The following is a 16,253-nucleotide window of genomic DNA, read 5'->3' as shown; positions in this document are numbered from 1 at the left end:
AAGGAAGCATCATGCCTAAAACTGCCAAAATTAAAGCGCCAACTTTACGCAACTTTCAATGGCGTGGAGTCAATAGCTCGGGCAAAAAAGTCTCTGGGCAGATCATGGCAATCAATGAGAGCGAAGTGCGCGCCAAATTAAAAGAGCAACGGGTACAAATCAAAAAACTCAAACGTCGCAGTGTGTCTTTTATTGCCAAAATGAGCCATAAAGTAAAACGCAAAGACATCACGGTATTAACTCGCCAACTTTCCACCATGCTGACCACTGGCGTGCCGATTGTACAATCACTCAAACTGATCGCCGACAGCCAACGTAAAGCGGAAATGAAGTCGATATTGTCGATCATTTGTACTCAAGTTGAAGCCGGTACTCCTATCTCTAAAGCGCTTAAAGCCAGTAGCCCCTTTTTTGATGATTTCTATTGTGACTTAGTCGCCACCGGTGAACAAACTGGTAATTTAGGCCAAGTTTTTGAACGCCTTGCCACCTACCGAGAAAAAAGTGAAGAACTGCGATCCAAAGTGATCAAAGCGATGATCTACCCAGGCATGGTAATGTTGGTTGCTACCAGTGTCTCAATTTTAATGTTAACTATGGTTATTCCTGAGTTTGAAACCATGTTTAAAGGCTTCGGCGCTGAACTGCCCGCTTTTACCCAACGAGTGATCGACCTGTCTCACTTTATTCAAGACTACTTATTGCTAATGATCATCGGGGTATTTGTGTTTATCTTTGCGGTGAAACAAGCTCGCAAACGCTCATTTAGTTTTAGATTAAAGACCAGTCGTATAGCGTTAAAAATGCCAGTATTAGGACCGGTATTTTCCAAAGCGGCGATCGCCAAATTCAGCCGAACTCTTTCTACTAGCTTTAGCGCCGGTATTCCAATTTTAACCAGCCTACTCACCACCGCTAAAACCGCTGGTAGCTTGCATTATCAAGTGGCGGTTGAGCAAGTCCACAAAGACACTGCCGCCGGCATGCCGATGTACATAGCAATGCGTAATGCCGAGGCGTTTCCTGAAATGGTATTGCAGATGGTGATGATTGGCGAAGAGTCCGGTAACTTGGATGATATGCTCAATAAGGTCGCCACCATTTATGAGTTTGAAGTGGATAACACCGTCGATAATTTAGGTAAAATCATTGAACCTGCGATCATTGTCTTTTTAGGCGTAGTGGTTGGCGGACTGGTGGTGTCACTTTATCTGCCAATCTTTAAGCTAGTTAGTGTATTCTAAGGCTATTATTTTCACTTTCAGTGGCGCTGTGAGCTAACATGATAATTTTTGACTATTACCCTTTTCTATTCCCTATTTTAGCAGGTGTGTTTGGCTTGCTGATTGGCAGTTTTTTAAATGTGGTGATCTATCGCCTACCCGTAATCATGGAACGCGAATGGAAACAAGAGTGCTTCGACTACCTTAGTGAACTCAAGATTGGTAAAAAGTTTAAAAATGATCCCGAAATAACCGCGCATTTAGATGAGTTAGCACAACCGTTTAATTTAAGCATTCCACGTTCACGCTGCCCTAAGTGTGGGACTCAAATTCGCGCAGTCGATAATATTCCCGTGATCAGCTGGTTATTTTTACGTGGTAAATGCCGTCAATGTGCCAACCCAATTAGCCCTCGCTACCCTGCTATCGAATTATTAACTGCTCTGCTTGCGGTAGTGGTTACCTGTTATTTCCCTGCCGATTGGTATGGCTTAGCGTTATTGTTTTTCACCTTTACCTTAATAGCGGCCACCTTTATCGATCTCGATACCATGTTGTTGCCTGACCAATTAACCCTGCCGTTATTATGGGCGGGATTGGCATTATCGGCGTTTGGTATTAGCCCGATTTCATTACAAGATGCGGTGATTGGCGCAATGGCGGGTTACTTATGCTTATGGTCGGTATTTTGGGCATTCAAATTACTCACTGGTAAAGAAGGCATGGGGTATGGCGATTTTAAATTGCTGGCCGCTCTTGGTGCATGGCTTGGATGGCAACAATTACCGTTATTAATATTACTCTCTTCGGTGGTGGGACTCATCTTTGGCATTATTCAATTACGCCAGCAGAAAAAAGGCATCGATATGACCTTTCCATTTGGCCCCTACCTTGCCATCGCCGGGTGGTTTTGTTTGATTTGGGGGCACGATATCGCCCATTGGTACTTCACTTATATGCTAGGTGCGTAATTTTATGATCATTGGACTGACGGGCGGGATCGGCAGCGGTAAAACCAGTATTGCTAATTTATTCCACCAGCATTTTAATATTGATTTGGTGGATGCCGATATTGTGGCGCGTCAAGTGGTGCAGCCGAACACGCTTGGCCTCAATGCGATAGTGCAACACTTTGGCGACTCGATATTAACCGACACTGGTGAGCTTGATCGTCGCCAGTTACGTGAACGTATTTTTTCTGCTCCAAGTGAAAAACAATGGATCAATGATTTACTTCATCCGTTAATTCGCACTGAAATCAAACGTCAACTTCAACACGTTACCTCACCTTATGTGATTTTAGTGGTACCACTATTGGTTGAAAGCGAGTGGAAGAATTTTGTCGATCGTATTTTAGTGGTCGATGCGAGTGAGCAAACTCAAATTGAGCGAACTTGCTCACGCGATAGCACCTCGCAAACTCAAGTCCGCGCTATTCTCGCCTCACAAGCCTCAAGGCAAGAACGCTTATCTTTTGCTGATGATGTGATTAACAATGACGCCGATCTCAATCCACAAACTCAACAAGCGTTACTATTACAAGTGACGGCGTTGCATCAAAAATATTTAGATATTAGCCCATCGTAGGCAAATTACTGGATTTAAAGGTAACTTGAAGCGACAAGGGGATAGCAAGACCTATCAATATCTGTGACAATAGCTCTATCAATGTCACCCAAACTATGTGTTGAAATTATTATGTTAAAATTCGAACATCCATTAAATGAAAAAGTACGAATTTATCTGCGAATAGACACTCTAATTAAGCAGCTGCATAGTTCTGCCTCTTTTGAGACCCCGCAAGCCTATCAGCTTTTTTTCCGTTCTTTATTTGATTTAATGGATCTGTTTGAACAAATTCAAATTAAATCTGAAATTGGCAAAGATCTCGAAAAACAAAAACTTGCTTGCAAACATTGGATGGGGGTTGCAGGGGTAGATCAAGCGATCCTCACCACTATTTTAAATGAAATTGATACTAGCTTTAAACAAGTAATGGCAGCGGAACGTTTTGGGGGCAGCTTAAAAGAAGACCGTTTTTTAAGTTCGATCCGTCAACGTTTTAACCTCCCTGGCGGCACTTGCTGCTTTGATTTACCCGCGCTACATTACTGGCTGCATTTACCATTAGAACAGCGACTCGCGGATGCCAAAGTTTGGACTGATACCCTGGCACCTTTAAAACAAGCGTTAGCATTAATGTTGCGCCTAACGCGTGAAACCTCACAACTCAAGCCTCAAATCGCTCGTAATGGCTTCTTCCAAAGTGAAGCCGAAGATGCCCACGTTCTACGTTTGCAATTACCGGTTGAGCTCGGCGTTTACCCTATGATTTCTGGGCATAAAAACCGCTTTGCAATTAAGTTTATGTATTTTGATACCGGTAATGCTTGCAGCCAAGATATCGAGTTTGATCTCGCGATTTGTTAACGCTACACTTCTGAGCATATAAGCGATTAAGTTATCAAAACCGAGTAATCAATATGAACAGCCCTACGCCAAAGAAAACCACCGTTGTTAAATGCCCTACTTGCCAAACAGATGTCGTTTGGGGAGAAATCAGCCCTTACCGCCCTTTTTGCAGCAAGCAATGCCAAATGATTGATTTTGGTGAATGGGCCGATGAAGAAAAATCGATTCCCGGCGCGCCAGATATGTCGGATTCAGATGGTTGGTCGGAAGGTTAATACCAACGCCGTCATACCCTGCTTGAGTCTTGCCCTTAACGCGTCATTCCATGCCTGAGCCTCGCCCTCAACGCCGTCATTCCATGCATGAGCCTAAGCGAAGAGACAGGGAATCTCGCTTTTTTCTTTATGAACGTGTGATAATTTTTGGTGGTTAATCGGTGGGGAGTGATTTAAAAGCGAGATCACGGATAACTCGTTCCTCGTTTCCGAGATGACGGTTTTTAAGTCGTCGTGCTTTTTGAAATCACGATGATTTGAACTGAAAATCTCAATGAACAGCTGCTTATATAAGATCACCTCACAAACAAAAAAGGCCAGGTGGGCACTCATGTCAAAGCACCACCTAACCTTTTGTTCACTCTTTATAATTTCTGCTTTGCTTAGCAAACAATGTTTAACAAATAATGCTTAACAAACAATATTGCTAGACAATCATTACCGCTTGGTAACGATTACCGTTTGTAAGCGATTACAGTTTAATAACCACACGACCCGTCACTTGGCCATTAGTAATATCATCGGCGTACTTAGGCACTTCATCTAAACTCACTTCGGTACACGCTTGCTCAAAGTAACTGGCAGGAAGAATTTCAACTAACTTATTCCACGCCGCAATACGTTTCTCGCTTGGGCAGTTCACTGAATCCACACCTTGCAAACGCACGTTACGCAAAATAAATGGCATTACCGTGGTCGGTAAATCAAACCCTGCCGCCAGACCACAAGCTGCAACCACTGAGTTGTAATCCATTTGTGCTAAGACTTTAGCTAATACTTTGCTGCCTGTAGTATCAACTGCGCCAGCCCAAATTTGTTTCTCTAATGGACGAGCAGGCTCTTCAAACTCACTGCGATCAATAATGCGTGTTGCGCCAAGTTTTTCGAGTAGCGGACCGTTTGTTTCAACACGCCCCGTCACGGCTGCCACTGTGTAACCGAGCTGGCTAAGTAAAGTCACCGCAACAGAGCCAACACCACCGCTGGCACCCGTCACTAAGATTTCACCATCTTCAGGTTTTACGCCACCATCAAGGATAGCTTGAACACATAACATCGCGGTAAAGCCTGCGGTACCAATCATCATCGCTTGCTTGCTATCAAATCCTTGTGGCAAAGGCACTAACCAATCGGCTTTCAAGCTGGCTTTTTGTGCCATGCCGCCCCAATGGTTTTCACCTACGCCCCAACCGGTTAATACCACTTTATCACCTGCATTGTAGCGTGCATCTTTTGACTCAAGAACGGTACCGGCGAAATCAATGCCAGGAACCATTGGGAAGTTGCGGATAATTTTTCCTTTCCCTGTGATGGCCAAACCGTCCTTGTAGTTTAAAGAAGAATAATCAACCGCTACCATCACTTCACCTTGTGGCAAAGTGGCTTCATCTAACATTTCAATACTAGAAATAGTGCGTTTTTCTTCTTGATTTAGAACTAATGCTTTAAACATAACGTCTCCAGATTGGCGCTCTTAACGCTTAAAATAAGAAATAAAATCTTGCTGATATTCGTGACGACTTGTTTCGAGTTGCTTGCAGTATAGACAATAATTATCAATGAAAAAAGTGAAACTAAATCATTTAATACATTACAAATAATCATAGATTTAATACAAAAGTATTCTCGCTACGACTTTAGTCACAAGTTAACCTCGTTCACAAAATGGACACAACTGGCTATATTTTGATAACAAGTTCATTTAACATCGTTAGTGTTAGATGTGTCAATAAAGAATAATTATAATAACCACCCATTCATATCAAACATCAATTAATTGGTGAATTGATTCTGAAATGTTTCATTAAATGGCATTACTAACCCAATATCGAGGTTCAACATGGCTATTCCTTTTATCGTGAGTGATCACCCTGCACTTTTTACCATTAATACCAATGATAAACCTATGTATGAAGACATTATCCCTGATGAGTGCGCCAAGGTGTATCAGACCATTGGCGAGTTTTTGCAATCATAAATATCTAACAAATGGTTGGAAATTTTACAATCTCCACTTCATACCCTTGCTCTGTGTTTCCAACAAAATCGAGGTAGTTTTTAATTGCGGGCAACGCATCATCCACATGGTGGGAAACGTACAGCAATTGGCTTAAATTTTCTTGTGCGAGCATATTTAAGGTATTCATCACCAGCTTACGGTTGATAAAATCCAAGCCTTGATACGGCTCATCTAAAATCAATAACACCGGTTGTTTAATTAGCGCCCGACCAATAAGTAATAACCGCTGCTGACCATAATCCAACTGCTTAAAACTAATTTTCTCACAATGACTCATGTGCAAAATAGCCAACCAATCTTTCGCGAGATCGATCTGCTTTTTACTCGGCTTTTGATACAAACCAATCGAATCAAAAAAGCCGGATAACAACACCTCAAGCGCACTGCAATTGACTCGATATTGTAGATGCAACGCCGAGGATACAATGCCAATTTGTTGCTTCACTTGCCAAATGGTTTCGCCACTGCCGCGCGGTTTGCCAAATAAAGTAATATCGTTGCTATAACACTGAGGATGGTCGCCTAAAATCAGCCCTAATAAGGTACTTTTTCCGCAGCCATTCGGGCCGCGAACTTGCCAATGCTGGCCATTATTAATACGCCAATTCACATCCTTAAAAATCAGCCCATCGGTGTATTCCACTTTGCCGTTTTTTAACTCCACCAGTGGATCGGGGTATTGCGCTTGATAACGCTGACGTTTAATTAACCCCATTACCTCATCACTGCGCTGTTGCGATAACTGATTAAGCTGCGCCATCACTGGGTGTGCGTGCCACTGCTCGATCGACATTCCCTCCCCTAAGGTATTGACCGTCACACCTTGCTTATTTTGGCTATGATTAAACATCGCCACGTGAGTAATGCACTCCGGCACCTCATCTTGACGGGAAGTCATCACGATAATTTGTATGGTCTGGGAGAGTTGATTAATCAGGCTGGATAATTGTTGTTGATGGGCAAGATCTAATCCGGCGTAAGGCTCATCTAAAATAAGCAAGCGAGGACGAATAGCTAACGCTCGCGCCAACATCACACGGCGAGTTTCTCCGGTCGATAATTGACGAAAACCTCGCAAACGCAAATGAGCAATATCGGTTAATGCTAATAATTCATCCCGTTGCTCGGCAGAGTCACAACACTCTAAAACTAATGCTTCGACCGTGGAACCGATATCAATTTTATCCATAAAATCAGTATCATCATTGGCAATTTCTTTTTCGAGCAATGCCTGTTGCAAATGCAAAGACACCCAACCAATCGAATCAGGCAAACCTTGTAAATTCAGCCCAATATTCGCTGAATGATCGCCTGCCACTGGTTTAGGATTGGCTTTTAAATCTAAGTCACCGGCCAGCACTCGACCTAACGTTGAACCACAATGACTGTAAGTCGAAAAGATCACCCAATGCTGCTCGGGCTCAATGGTCCAGCAAGGCACTTCGATTTGCTCGGTGGCAAGAGATAGTTTGAGATCGCGTAAACAAATAGTCATGCTTCATCCTTGATTAATATCTTTTCTTTTTACCATTCCATTGATAGCTAATTGAGTCAAATATAAATCAATGGCATATAAGAACAGCCATAAAAAAACCCGCAAATCTGCGGGTTTTTTATGGTCAGTTATAAGGGGGACTGATTACATCATGCCGCCCATACCACCCATTCCGCCCATGCTACCCATATCAGGCATTGCAGAACCAGAATCTTGTGGCTTATCAGTTACCATCGCTTCGGTCGTGATCATAAGACCGGCAACCGATGCGGCGAACTGAAGTGCGCTACGAGTGACTTTCGTTGGATCTAAAATACCCATTGCGATCATATCGCCATATTCGCCGGTTGCAGCGTTGTAACCGTAGTTACCTTCGCCTGCACGAACATTGTTAGCAACCACAGATTCTTCATCACCTGCGTTTTTCGTGATTTGACGAATTGGGGATTCCATTGCGCGAAGTGCTACGCGAATACCGACGTTTTGCTCTTCGTTATCGCCAGCTAAACCATTTGCAGAAACGGTTGCTGCAGCGCGGATAAGTGCCACACCACCACCGGCAACAATACCTTCTTCAACCGCAGCGCGAGTTGCGTGCAGTGCATCTTCAACGCGGTCTTTTTTCTCTTTCATTTCAACTTCGGTTGCTGCGCCAACTTTGATGACTGCTACGCCGCCAGCTAATTTAGCTACACGCTCTTGCAGTTTTTCTTTGTCGTAGTCAGAGGTTGCATCTTCGATTTGTTGACGAATTTGGGTTACGCGACCTTGAATGATTGACTCTTCACCTGCGCCATCAATGATCGTGGTGTTTTCTTTAGTGATGGTGACACGTTTCGCTTGACCAAGATCTTCTAGCGTTGCTTTTTCAAGCTCAAGACCGATCTCTTCAGAAATAACCGTACCCGCCGTTAATGCCGCGATATCTTGTAGCATCGCTTTACGACGGTCACCGAAACCAGGCGCTTTAACTGCCGCGACTTTCACGATGCCACGCATGTTGTTTACTACCAATGTTGCGAGTGCTTCACCTTCTACGTCTTCTGCAATGATAAGCAGTGGACGAGAGGCTTTAGCGACAGCTTCTAGTGTTGGCAGTAATTCACGGATGTTTGATACTTTCTTATCAACCAATAGGATGAATGGGCTTTCTAGATCAACGCTGCCCGCTTCTGGGTTGTTGATGAAGTATGGCGATAAGTAACCACGGTCGAATTGCATACCTTCAACCACGTCTAGCTCGTCTTGCAGTGCTTGACCTTCTTCAACCGTGATCACGCCATCACGACCAACTTTATCCATCGCTTCTGCAATGATTTTACCAATGGTGCTATCTGCGTTTGCAGAGATCGCGCCAACTTGTTCGATTTCAATGCTAGTCGCACAAGGCTTAGATAAGTTTTTAAGCTCTTCGACGGCAGCAGCAACCGCTTTATCGATACCACGTTTCAGATCCATTGGGTTCATACCCGCAGCAACCGCTTTAAGACCTTCAGTGATGATAGATTGCGCCAATACTGTCGCCGTTGTTGTTCCATCACCAGCAACATCGTTCGCTTGAGAAGCAACTTGCTTCACCATTTGTGCGCCCATGTTTTGGAATTTGTCTTCTAGCTCGATTTCACGTGCAACAGATACGCCATCTTTAGTGATAGTTGGTGCGCCAAATGATTTATCTAGCACCACGTTACGACCTTTAGGCCCTAAAGTCACTTTTACCGCGTCAGCCAGAACGTTGACACCTTCTAGCATTTTGATTCGTGCGTCGTTACCAAATTTTACGTCTTTTGTAGCCATGTTGAATATTCCTTAAATCTATTGAATGCGTTTGGTTTTTTGAATGCGAGTATTAATCAATAACAGCCATGATGTCATTCTCTGACATGACTAATACTTCTTTACCATCGATTTTTTCAGACTTGGTGCTATAACCTTCAGCAAAAATTACCGAGTCACCGACTTTAACGTCTAGCGGCAATACTGTGCCATTTTCTAAGATACGACCTTTGCCTACAGCTAGAACGATACCGCGAGTTGATTTTTCCGCAGCAGAACCGGTTAGTACGATGCCACCAGCCGATTTAGATTCAACTTCTTGGCGTTCAACAATAACTCGGTCGTGTAAAGGACGAATGTTCATCTGGTTGTTTCTCCTAGTAGATGTTCATAGAAATTTTAGGGATGCCGAATCATTCGGCTGATAAAGATGTTGGGGAGCTCAGGCCATAATCCAAGGGGGCAGACGAAAAAAAATGTGATCCCGGTTGGAGATCTTGAACTCCCGAGCCATAGCGTGCCCGCTTCCCGCTTTTTCGCTTTTCCTGTATCCTATTGCTTCCATCATCAACGTTGTCATTACCATGCATGATAAACACGGCCTACTCACTGGCCACATTCAAACCGTCTTAAAAAAAATGACCGTACCAATGATGTTTGGCTTATTTGCGATCCTGACATTTAATCTTATCGATACCTTTTTTATCTCGTTATTAGGCACTCAAGCCTTAGCGGCGATCAGTTTCACCTTTCCAGTCACCTTTGGCGTGAGCTGCATTACGCTTGGCATCGGCATGGGGTTATCGGCCAATGTTGGTCGTTTACTTGGGCAAAAAGATGACAGCAAAGCGGCGAGTTTTTCGACTCATGGTTTATTGCTGGCAATACTCTTGGTCAGCATTGCTTCAACCATTGGCTTTCTCACAATTAAGCCGCTATTTAGTGCATTAGGAGCGACTCCGCCGCTGCTCCCGTTGATTGAGCAATACATGTCGATTTGGTATCTCACCATTCCATTATTAGTCGTACCTATGGCCGGCAATAGTGTGATCCGCGCCACCGGTGATACCAAAACGCCCGCTAAGATCATGATGATGTCGGGGTTAATTAACGGCATACTCGATCCGCTACTTATTTTTGGCTACGGCCCTTTTCCTGAACTTGGCATTCAAGGCGCGGCGATTGCCAGTGCGATCAGTTGGTTAGGCGGGTTAATCCTTATTTTACATGTGTTGATCTTGCGCGAAAAAATGGTGGCTCGACCAAAGTTTGCAAACATCTTGAGTGATTGGAAACAAATCTTAAAAATTGGCACTCCAGCGGCATTCTCCAGTGCGATGAATCCGCTATCGGGCGCAATTTTAATGTGGATGCTGGCAGGATTTGGAACAGAAGCGGTGGCGGCTTATGGCGCTGCACAACGAGTCGAATCGATTATGATCTTAGTTTTAATGTCGCTTGGCTCAGTACTCACCCCGTTTATCGCGCAAAATATGGGGGCAAAGAATCCACAACGTAGCTTTGAGGCTTTGTTTGTGTCGATGCGTTTTTCGCTGATCTTTCAATTTGGTTTATTTGTATTGATGGTGCCGCTAAGTTGGCCTATTGCTTCCTTATTTAGCCAAGAAGAAAGTGTCCACCGAACCTTGTGGCACTTTTTGTTAATTGTGCCTTTTAGCTATGGTTTCCAAGGGCTTGTCATGATGTTGGTCAGTTGCTTAAATGCAATGCACTTGCCACTTAAAGCCTTCTTCTGGAACTTTGCCCGCCTATTTATTTTCACCTTACCTTTTGCTTGGTTTGGTAGTCATCATTACGGCGTGCAAGGCCTATTTGTTGGCATCGCGGTTGGTAATATAGTCGGTGGGATCTGCGCTTATGGTTATGCGGTGTATTTTAGAAAGCAATTATTGCAACAGCTTCAAGAGTGAAGCCATAACGCTCAGAAGGCATAAAATTAAAGTTACCACTGTATTTTGAGGTTTGCAGCGAAGCGCACTCGGCGTCTCGCTGCCTATTCTCAGATTGTCGTATTTATCTCTGCAACCAACTCTTTGGGTTTTGTGGCTGACTGTTACGTCTAACTTCAAAGTACAGTGATGGGCGATCTTGTCCACCGGTATTACCTGCCAGAGCAATGGTTTCACCAGCAGCGACCACATCACCATCTTTTTTCAGTAAGGTTGAGTTATAACCATATAAGGTCATATCACCTTTACCGTGATCCAGTAATACCACTAAACCGTAGCCGCGTAGCCATTCGGCAAATACCACCTTACCAGAATGCACCGCTTTCACCGCTTGACCTTGTTTGGCGTTAATCACAATACCTTTCCAAGTCACTTGCCCGCTTTGGCGAGTACCATAACTGTGGGCAATACTGCCTTTTAATGGCCACGGCAAGCGACCTCGGTATTTCGCCAGCCCATCCATTGGCGAAATATTACGTTTTGCTGCTTTAGCTATCTCGGCTTTTAAGCGTGTTTCATTGCGACGCAATTCAGCCAAGCTACTTTGATTACTCTTAATGTTAGTGCGAATGCCTGAGACAGTGTTTTTACGTTGGCCTTGCGCTTTTTGTAGATCGCGGCGCTTGTCTTTTTGGCGCGCCAATAGCATAGATTGCTTATTTTCTTCGACTGAAAGTTGTTGTTGTTTTTCGTCCAATTGAGATTGGGTTACTTCTAACGCTTGGATAGCTTCGGTACGAGCGGTCGCAAGATGCTGGAAATATTGGCTAATGCGATCTTTTTCTGCTGGATCGCCGCCTTGTAAAATTTGGGAGACATCATTATTGCGGCTAGTGATGTAATAGGCTTTGATTAATTTTTCAAGCGTGGCTTTTTGCTCGGCTTTGGTTTGCTCTAATTGTTGTTTTTGAGTTTGAAGCTGATTTAAATTAACGTGAACCTTACTCAGCTCTCGCTCAGTATGACGGATCTCTTGACCTAATTTTGAAATCGCCACTTCGTGATCTTTTAATTCGCTTTGTAATTTATTGAGTTTTTTCTGCTGCGAACTGATGGAGGAATTTTGACGAGATATCTGCGCCGATACGCCTTTTAGATCCTCTTTTGAGGCAGCGTTTACGCTAAGTGGAAGTAATAAAATAGAAAGTGATAGGCCGACGAGGTAACTAGAAAGCCTTTTTTTGCATAAATTCATCTAAAACATGGTCCTTTCTATCTTTTAAAGACACGATCTGCGTCTATCAAAAAGACATGATCTACAAATATTGTGCGAACTACCATAACAGTAATTCGCACAATTCGTTATCCAAAGTAATTGATGTTGCAGTGAGGCGACAAGATCATTCATCTTCATGAGCTTTCTTTTGTAAACAGAAAGCTGTCTAGGTGATTGGAGTGAATGATCGTAGTCAACCTATTATCAATTTAGAGCTAGCTGTAGCTTCAAGTACGAAGGATAAGGATTATTTCAGATTTACGATTACCTCACCAGTCATCTCTGCTGGGATTTCCATTCCTGTTAGTTCAAGCATGGTTGGCGCAAGATCAGATAGCTTACCGCCCGCTTTGAATTCAAGGTTTTTAGAACCAACGTAAACCAATGGCACTGGTAAGTTAGTGTGCGCAGTGTGTACGCCACCGGTTGTTGGATCGATCATCATTTCAGCGTTGCCGTGATCGGCTGTGATCAGCATTTGACCATCGACTTCTTTGATTGCAGCAACCACACGGCCGATGCATTCATCAACGGCTTCACATGCTTTAACCGCAGCTTCATAAACGCCAGTGTGACCAACCATGTCGCCGTTCGGGTAGTTACAAATGATAGTATCGAACTTGCCTGATTTGATCGCTGCAACTAACTTGTCGGTTAATTCTGGCGCGCTCATTTCAGGTTGAAGATCGTAAGTAGCGACTTTTGGAGACGCGACTAATTGGCGCTCTTCACCTTCAAATTCATCTTCTTTACCGCCGTTGAAGAAGAAAGTAACGTGAGCATATTTTTCAGTTTCAGAAATACGCAGTTGAGTTTTGCCACATTTAGACAGCCACTCACCGTAAGTATTTTCTAATGATGCCGGTGGGAATGCGCAAAGCAGAGGAATGTCTGCCGCGTATTGAGTTAGCATCACAAAATCAATCGTTGGGAATACAGCACGTTCAAAACCAGAGAAATCAGGTACGAAAGTACGAGTAATTTCACGAGCACGGTCAGCGCGGTAGTTCATAAAGATCACAGCGTCGCCATCAACGATAGACGCTTGTGCATCACCTTCGGCGCGAATTTCAGTCGCTTGTACAAACTCGTCATTTTCATCACGCGCGTAAGCCGCTTCAAGGCCAGCAGTTGCTGAATCAAAAGTAAATTCCGCTTTTGCTTGAGTCAGCAAGTCGTAAGATTTTTGGACGCGATCCCAATTGTTATCACGATCCATAGCAAAGTAACGACCAATTAGAGAGGCAACACGACCTTCTTTAAGGCCTAGCTCTGCAAATAAATCTTGGAAACGTTGTAGTGCATTGTTTGCACTGCGCGGCGGAGTATCACGACCATCAAGGAATGCGTGTACATAGATTTTTTGGGCGCCGCGTTCTGCTGCCATTTGTACCGCAGCGTAAATGTGATCTTCATGGCTGTGTACGCCACCAGGAGACATAAGACCCATGATGTGAACCGCGTTGTCAGATTTAACAGCCTTATCAATCGCATTGGCAAGTGCTGGCGTATCTTTAAATTCACCATCGGCAATAGATTTCGTAATACGAGTTAAGTCTTGATATACCACACGACCCGCACCAATGTTGGTGTGACCCACTTCAGAGTTACCCATTTGACCATCAGGTAGACCTACATCGAAACCTGAAGCTGAAATAAGCGTGTTCGGTTGATTAGCAAATAGAGAATCCAGTACCGGAGTATTGGCATTAGCAATCGCGTTATCGCCATGAGTTTCGCGAGAACCCCATCCATCAAGGATCACTAAAGCGATTGGTTTTTTATTCGACATGTTAAACCTCGTTTAAAGACTAAAAATTATAGATATTCGTTGAGCGTAATTTTACTACACTTTTCATTATAAACTGTAGGATAAGATCAATTTAAGACCGCTTATTGGTCGATACACTTGCGACTTACCCTGCAACTGTCACATAAATCTGGTACAAAATTTCATTGATTGCCAACATTATGCCGAAGTTTTAAGCAAGATGAAAATCCAAAGCGCGCATAACGATCGAGCTCGCCGAATAATATTTGAAACCCAACCCGCGGTGAGTCGATCACCACGCGCTGAACCACAGAAATTCGTCATTCCTGCCGAGCATAAGCGAGAGCGGGAATCTAATCACCGCGCGCTGTAGGTAGATCCTCGAAAGTGACGGGCTGTAAGAGCCTCAACAATACCGTTTTTGCCGTATTGATGTGCTTCGCTATCTTACCAATAATGTGTATTTCCCTTCGGTATTAATATAGCTTGGCTTTTGCCCTTTGGCTGCTAAGGCTTTGATGATTTCTGCTTGTTTGTTTTTAGTAATGATCACGCTGCCAACTTTAAGATTCACCGCTTGTTGAACCGTGTTAATCAAACGTACCGGCTGATTAAAATACACATCCATATTTTGGAGCGATTCTTTTTTGTAAGCGTAATAACCTTGATTGCCATACTTTGGAGATTGCTGTTGCGCTAAGTTTGCGACTTGTTCTACCCCAAGTAAGTTGTTGTATTTCGGCACCACTAACGCCGCCACCAGTATAATCGCGAGCATAGTACACCCAAGTGAGACCACAGCATGTTGATACTTCTGTTTGAGTAACAAACCCATCGTTATTACACCAAAAATAAAGAGGCTCGCAAGCAGTAAGTAGGCATCACTTAATGACACTGGTAATTTATCTAATGCGGAGGTGAAAAATAATGCCACTATAGGTGCAATCATGGTCAGCACTGCAATTGGGTATAACCCCCACAACCACCATTTACGCTCATTGAGTTGTTGCAATATCATCACGCTAGCGAAAATAACAAAAGGCATCAGGGGCAGAAAATAAATCTCAAGCTTACTGCTCACCGCCGACAACATTACCACCCCAGTGATTGTTACCGTCAGAAATAAACATGCAGTATCAGATAGTTTGGATTGGGTTTCTAATTGCGATTTAGATTTAAAAAATTGCAGAATAAAGCCAAGCCCACTCACCACCAGCAATAGACTCCAAGGTTGTAAGGTACTAAAGGCGCTTTGCAAATAATAATAAATAGGCTCTGGGTGCACGCTAGCATGAATACCGCGTTTTAGTGCTTGACCTATAGTGAGTTGATACAAATATTGATGCCCGCCATCATAATCAATGCCCAAACCCCACAAGCCAATGATCAGCAAAAATAACAACACACCTTTTAATGGAAAATACAGCGACCATTGCTTTAGTGATTTTTTTTGCCACAAGAAAGCGAAGATAGACAGCACCGGCAATAACAGCCCGACCGGACCTTTAATTAATAAGGCCAATAAGATAAACAGTAAAATAAAGTAGCGCTGAGCGGATGGGGCTAAATATTGTTGCTGACGGATAAATGCAAGATGGAACTGATACAACGCCAAGGTAATAAACAGCGCCATCAACATATCCATACGCAAAATAATGGCGCAAGCTAAAAATAACCCACTGCTGATCAACATCACCACCGCGATATTGCCCATCGCAGGTTTGAGCTCATGTTTAGTCCAACGATGCATCACTTCTGCAATACCAATCGCCGGCAAGATACTAAATAAACAGGTAAACAACGCCGCGCCATTGGTGCCAAATAGCTTAATACCCACCATGATGATCCAAAAATACACCGGTGGTTTGTCGGCATAAATTTGACCATGATTATAAAAAGCAAACCAATGGTTCGATTGCAACGCTTCCAGCGCAATGCTGATGTATTTTAATTCATTGACTGGAGTTAAATCGCGATTAATAAAACTCAGCAGTGCAATAGCAAAAAAAGCGAAATAAAAAGTATATCTGTGTTTCAACATGTAAAGCCCTGCCTATTTAAAAGCCGCCTTAATCCTATCTCATCGAAGCTAGCG

At 43.5% G+C, this 16,253-nt stretch carries 14 protein-coding genes; 7 read left to right on the top strand and 7 right to left on the bottom strand.

Going from position 1 to position 16,253, the window contains the following annotated elements; all coding sequences use genetic code 11:
• Positions 1-11 precede the first annotated feature (11 nt).
• The 5 genes from GFB47_RS01495 (at position 12) to yacG (ending at position 3,910) form a co-directional block, all read left to right on the top strand.
• Positions 12-1,244 (top strand): type II secretion system F family protein, encoded by a 1,233-nt coding sequence (locus GFB47_RS01495; RefSeq protein WP_153446005.1) that lies wholly within the window; start codon positions 12-14, stop codon positions 1,242-1,244.
• Positions 1,245-1,282: 38 nt separating this feature from the next.
• Positions 1,283-2,194, top strand: a complete 912-nt coding sequence (locus GFB47_RS01490) for a prepilin peptidase (RefSeq protein WP_153446003.1) — start codon at positions 1,283-1,285, stop codon at positions 2,192-2,194.
• A gap of 4 nt (positions 2,195-2,198) precedes the next feature.
• Positions 2,199-2,810 (top strand): dephospho-CoA kinase, encoded by a 612-nt coding sequence (gene coaE, locus GFB47_RS01485; protein WP_153446001.1) that lies wholly within the window; start codon positions 2,199-2,201, stop codon positions 2,808-2,810.
• Positions 2,811-2,921: 111 nt separating this feature from the next.
• On the top strand, positions 2,922-3,653 hold the full coding sequence (gene zapD, locus GFB47_RS01480; RefSeq protein ID WP_407701681.1) for a cell division protein ZapD: 732 nt from the start codon (positions 2,922-2,924) through the stop codon (positions 3,651-3,653).
• A 53-nt stretch (positions 3,654-3,706) separates the two neighbouring features.
• Positions 3,707-3,910 carry a DNA gyrase inhibitor YacG gene (gene yacG / locus GFB47_RS01475; RefSeq protein WP_153445999.1) on the top strand — a complete coding sequence of 68 codons (204 nt, stop codon included), beginning with the start codon at positions 3,707-3,709 and terminating at the stop codon, positions 3,908-3,910.
• Between the two features lie 472 nt (positions 3,911-4,382).
• On the opposite strand, the gene acuI is transcribed toward yacG, so the two are convergent.
• The gene (gene acuI / locus GFB47_RS01470; protein WP_153445997.1) at positions 4,383-5,363 is read right to left on the bottom strand and encodes an acrylyl-CoA reductase (NADPH); all 981 of its coding nucleotides are present in this window, start codon (positions 5,361-5,363) and stop codon (positions 4,383-4,385) included.
• A 387-nt stretch (positions 5,364-5,750) separates the two neighbouring features.
• On the opposite strand from acuI, the gene GFB47_RS01465 reads away from it, so the two are divergent.
• A complete protein-coding gene (locus tag GFB47_RS01465) occupies positions 5,751-5,888 on the top strand; it encodes a hypothetical protein (protein ID WP_153445995.1) in 138 nt (45 codons plus the stop codon).
• Between the two features lie 4 nt (positions 5,889-5,892).
• Here the strand turns inward: GFB47_RS01465 and GFB47_RS01460 are convergent, their stop codons facing one another.
• The 3 genes from GFB47_RS01460 to GFB47_RS01450 all read right to left on the bottom strand — a co-directional run bounded on the left by GFB47_RS01460 (position 5,893) and on the right by GFB47_RS01450 (position 9,565).
• A complete protein-coding gene (locus GFB47_RS01460; RefSeq protein WP_153445993.1) occupies positions 5,893-7,425 on the bottom strand; it encodes an ATP-binding cassette domain-containing protein in 1,533 nt (510 codons plus the stop codon).
• Positions 7,426-7,569: 144 nt separating this feature from the next.
• Positions 7,570-9,222: a chaperonin GroEL gene (groL, locus tag GFB47_RS01455; RefSeq protein ID WP_153445991.1), complete on the bottom strand. Its 1,653-nt coding sequence runs from the start codon at positions 9,220-9,222 to the stop codon at positions 7,570-7,572.
• A gap of 52 nt (positions 9,223-9,274) precedes the next feature.
• On the bottom strand, positions 9,275-9,565 hold the full coding sequence (locus GFB47_RS01450) for a co-chaperone GroES (RefSeq protein WP_153445989.1): 291 nt from the start codon (positions 9,563-9,565) through the stop codon (positions 9,275-9,277).
• Between the two features lie 220 nt (positions 9,566-9,785).
• Here GFB47_RS01450 and GFB47_RS01445 point away from each other — a divergent pair, with 220 nt between their 5' ends.
• Positions 9,786-11,132 carry an MATE family efflux transporter gene (locus GFB47_RS01445; RefSeq protein ID WP_153445988.1) on the top strand — a complete coding sequence of 449 codons (1,347 nt, stop codon included), beginning with the start codon at positions 9,786-9,788 and terminating at the stop codon, positions 11,130-11,132.
• A 103-nt stretch (positions 11,133-11,235) separates the two neighbouring features.
• Here GFB47_RS01445 and GFB47_RS01440 read toward each other — a convergent pair whose 3' ends face one another.
• From GFB47_RS01440 to GFB47_RS01430, 3 genes are all read right to left on the bottom strand, one after another.
• Positions 11,236-12,366 (bottom strand): murein hydrolase activator EnvC family protein, encoded by a 1,131-nt coding sequence (locus GFB47_RS01440; RefSeq protein WP_153445986.1) that lies wholly within the window; start codon positions 12,364-12,366, stop codon positions 11,236-11,238.
• 268 nt (positions 12,367-12,634) lie between these two features.
• Entirely contained in the window at positions 12,635-14,179 is a 1,545-nt protein-coding gene (gene gpmM / locus GFB47_RS01435) for a 2,3-bisphosphoglycerate-independent phosphoglycerate mutase (RefSeq protein WP_153445984.1), read from the bottom strand.
• A 421-nt stretch (positions 14,180-14,600) separates the two neighbouring features.
• Positions 14,601-16,199: an ArnT family glycosyltransferase gene (locus GFB47_RS01430; protein WP_153445982.1), complete on the bottom strand. Its 1,599-nt coding sequence runs from the start codon at positions 16,197-16,199 to the stop codon at positions 14,601-14,603.
• Between the last annotated feature and the right edge of the window lie 54 nt (positions 16,200-16,253).

The sequence above is a fragment of the Vibrio algicola genome (assembly GCF_009601765.2).
Taxonomy (GTDB): Bacteria; Pseudomonadota; Gammaproteobacteria; order Enterobacterales; family Vibrionaceae; genus Vibrio; species Vibrio algicola.
This window is presented reverse-complemented; position numbering and strand designations above follow the sequence as displayed.

Coding starts and splice junctions, on each gene's coding strand:
- GFB47_RS01495 (WP_153446005.1), top strand. CDS start 12: ATGCCTAAAACTGCCAAAATTAAAGCGCCAACTTTACGCAACTTTCAA.
- GFB47_RS01490 (WP_153446003.1), top strand. CDS start 1,283: ATGATAATTTTTGACTATTACCCTTTTCTATTCCCTATTTTAGCAGGT.
- coaE (WP_153446001.1), top strand. CDS start 2,199: ATGATCATTGGACTGACGGGCGGGATCGGCAGCGGTAAAACCAGTATT.
- zapD (WP_407701681.1), top strand. CDS start 2,922: ATGTTAAAATTCGAACATCCATTAAATGAAAAAGTACGAATTTATCTG.
- yacG (WP_153445999.1), top strand. CDS start 3,707: ATGAACAGCCCTACGCCAAAGAAAACCACCGTTGTTAAATGCCCTACT.
- acuI (WP_153445997.1), bottom strand. CDS start 5,363: ATGTTTAAAGCATTAGTTCTAAATCAAGAAGAAAAACGCACTATTTCT.
- GFB47_RS01465 (WP_153445995.1), top strand. CDS start 5,751: ATGGCTATTCCTTTTATCGTGAGTGATCACCCTGCACTTTTTACCATT.
- GFB47_RS01460 (WP_153445993.1), bottom strand. CDS start 7,425: ATGACTATTTGTTTACGCGATCTCAAACTATCTCTTGCCACCGAGCAA.
- groL (WP_153445991.1), bottom strand. CDS start 9,222: ATGGCTACAAAAGACGTAAAATTTGGTAACGACGCACGAATCAAAATG.
- GFB47_RS01450 (WP_153445989.1), bottom strand. CDS start 9,565: ATGAACATTCGTCCTTTACACGACCGAGTTATTGTTGAACGCCAAGAA.
- GFB47_RS01445 (WP_153445988.1), top strand. CDS start 9,786: ATGCATGATAAACACGGCCTACTCACTGGCCACATTCAAACCGTCTTA.
- GFB47_RS01440 (WP_153445986.1), bottom strand. CDS start 12,366: ATGAATTTATGCAAAAAAAGGCTTTCTAGTTACCTCGTCGGCCTATCA.
- gpmM (WP_153445984.1), bottom strand. CDS start 14,179: ATGTCGAATAAAAAACCAATCGCTTTAGTGATCCTTGATGGATGGGGT.
- GFB47_RS01430 (WP_153445982.1), bottom strand. CDS start 16,199: ATGTTGAAACACAGATATACTTTTTATTTCGCTTTTTTTGCTATTGCA.